We start from the raw sequence: 2,576 nt of genomic DNA, 5'->3' as shown, positions 1-2,576 counted from the left end.
TTAAATTCAATCTTATACTCTGTTGTATTCTCTCCTTTTGATACTTTTATAACTGTAGTACCCGGAATTTTCTTTGCATCGGTCACTTCCACAACCGCCTCACTATCCTGGGCTGTTGCTTTTACAACCGGTACTTTTGACGTTCCTGCATTAAGGGCTACCTCATAATTCAAGATATTATCTGCAAATCCATCCAGTTCTCTGCCGTCTACAGTAATATTTGCAAGCAATGTACCGCTTGGCTCCCCGCGCAGAGCCATTGCATCTCCCCAGGCACCAAACACATCTCCTTCCTGGCCTTCTTCCCCCACCAGGCTAAGCTCAAGGGTCTGCACTTTTTCCACATTAATTTCCGTCATTACATCATGCCATCCCTGGTCGTCCAGATTAATAGACATGGTATGCCTGACAACGCCATCACATTTTATGACAAAGGTACCTTTGATATATGGATCACTCATCAATGCATCAACTAAACCATATCTGGTGCGAAATTTTACATATTGTCCCTCCAGGTTATAGGTGACTGTAGAATCCGCTTTCATACCTATTCCTTTGCGGTATACGCTCCCCAGCATCTGAATTTCACTGCCTTGTGTATCTGCATCCCGGCTTATTTTATTACCGGTATTCCCGGCATAATCCAGGTCACTGAGAAAATCTACATTCTGTATTACAAAATATACCTGATACGTAACGGATCCTTTCTCGTTAGACACTTTTATTTCCGCCAATCCCGGAACATGTTCTGCCTGAATGATTTCAATCTGGGTGCCTTCACCTGAAAATGCCGTTATCTCCGGTGCCATCATATCTTCCAGGTGATCCATATCATTTGCTGCAACTTCCTGCACATAACGGAAAACGCCCGGATCAAATCCCTCTATTGTACTTTCGCCTGCTTTCAGGTCGGTAAGCAGCAGACTTTCATCTATTTTGGCGTAAAGTTTTGTATCTGCCCAATTTGTCCAGCAGCTTGTATTACTGTCTCCTAATACAACAGTCTCCAGTTTCAATTCTTTCACACCAACTACATTGATATCATAGGCTTCCGGTACATAGTTATTTGCGGCAATCCCCATAACCTTACTCTCCCAGAGCAGTGTTCCGTCACCTCGGATTCTGAATTGGCACGGTGCTGTATTTTGATTTCCTACCTTATCATTATCAATACCGGCTATGCCTGTAAAGCGGCTGTACTGCCCATCCAGATCATAGACTACTTCAGAAGCAGCATGTGCACCAAGGCCGCGTTCATAAACTGTTCCATCACTAAAATTCAGAGAACCTTTATTCACATCCTTATCTTTTTGTATCGTCTTCCATCCCGAAACAGCACTCATCCAGTCAAGATCCGTCAGAAAGATATAGGGATTTTCTTCCGCTGCCGGACTGGCCGCATGATCGTCATACTCAACTTCATTTTCCAAAATATAATCTTCCGTAACCAGTTCTGTCTCCTGCGCATGAACAGGAATTTGTATATTACTGAAGGCAACCGCAAATGCCATCGTGAATGCCATTATCCTGCGTAAACTTTTTCTCTTCATAGAATTCTCCCATCCTATTTAATTGCACTGTCCACCATACCTTTGATAAAGTATTTCTGCAGACAAAAATATAGAGTTACAATTGGTATAATACCCAGCAATGCTCCGGCTGCTGCTGCACCCATATTACTCTGGGTCTGAGTGAAAAAGCTGGCAACCGATAAGGTTACTGTCTTTAACTGGGGTGATTGCAGGAAATACAGACTGAACATATAATCATTCCAGCAGCTGACCCCTGTCATAATCACAACAGATGCAGTTACCGGTTTTAGCTGGGGTAAAATAATCAAAAAGAATATTTTCAAGCGGGGGCATCCGTCAATTGCCGCTGCTTCGTCTAATGCCGTTGGTATGGAAATGACAAAATTAGTATAAAGAAAGATACTGGTTGGCAGAGAAAAGGTGATCAGGATCAGGATAATTCCCCAATAAGTACTGATCCCTCCGATTTTGCCCATCAGACTGTACAGCGGAACTAACAGGCTCAATGCAGGCACCATCATCATACCAAGCATAAAGGTACGCATTCCCTTATTCAGTTTTGTCTGGTTCCTGGCAAGGGGATAAGCAGCCAGCGCACCTATAATCGTAATTCCGATAATTGACCCGCCTGTTATTATGATATTAGACAAGATACTTCCCAGAATCTTCCCATAACTTATTGCTTCCTTAAAATTATCCAGATACAGATATCCTGGCAGCATCCATCTGGAGCTGGTATCAAAAGGGCTTTTCATTGCCACCCCGATCATAATATAGAATGGGATCAGGTGAAAAGCGCAGATAAGGACAGCCACAATAGTACTAATGCGAAATTTACTTTTTACTTTTTTCTCTACCATCACATATCCACTTCCTTTCGGTTAAAATATTTCATAAAGAGAATACTGATCAGCATAATCAAAACAAAAGAGAAAATACCAATTGCAGACGAATAACCTGCATTCTGTCCTCTGAAATAAGTATAAGACACTAAAGTAGCAAGTGAATGGCTTGCAAATCCAGGGCCTCCGGCAGTTAACGCCT

2 protein-coding genes and 1 pseudogene are annotated in these 2,576 nt (G+C 42.4%); all 3 read right to left on the bottom strand.

Features of this window, described 5'->3' with window-relative positions; genetic code table 11:
• Positions 1–1,550: NPCBM/NEW2 domain-containing protein (locus ACH2DQ_RS20540; protein ID WP_395028108.1), on the bottom strand; the 1,550-nt coding region annotated here is incomplete at its 3' end.
• Positions 1,551–1,564: 14 nt separating this feature from the next.
• Positions 1,565–2,392 (bottom strand): carbohydrate ABC transporter permease, encoded by an 828-nt coding sequence (locus ACH2DQ_RS20535; protein ID WP_394911939.1) that lies wholly within the window; start codon positions 2,390–2,392, stop codon positions 1,565–1,567.
• Positions 2,392–2,576 (bottom strand): annotated as a pseudogene (locus tag ACH2DQ_RS20530) (sugar ABC transporter permease); the annotation flags it as partial. The pseudogene ACH2DQ_RS20530 and the gene ACH2DQ_RS20535, both read right to left, overlap by 1 nt.

It is taken from the genome of Robinsoniella sp., from assembly GCF_034124845.1.
This window is presented reverse-complemented; position numbering and strand designations above follow the sequence as displayed.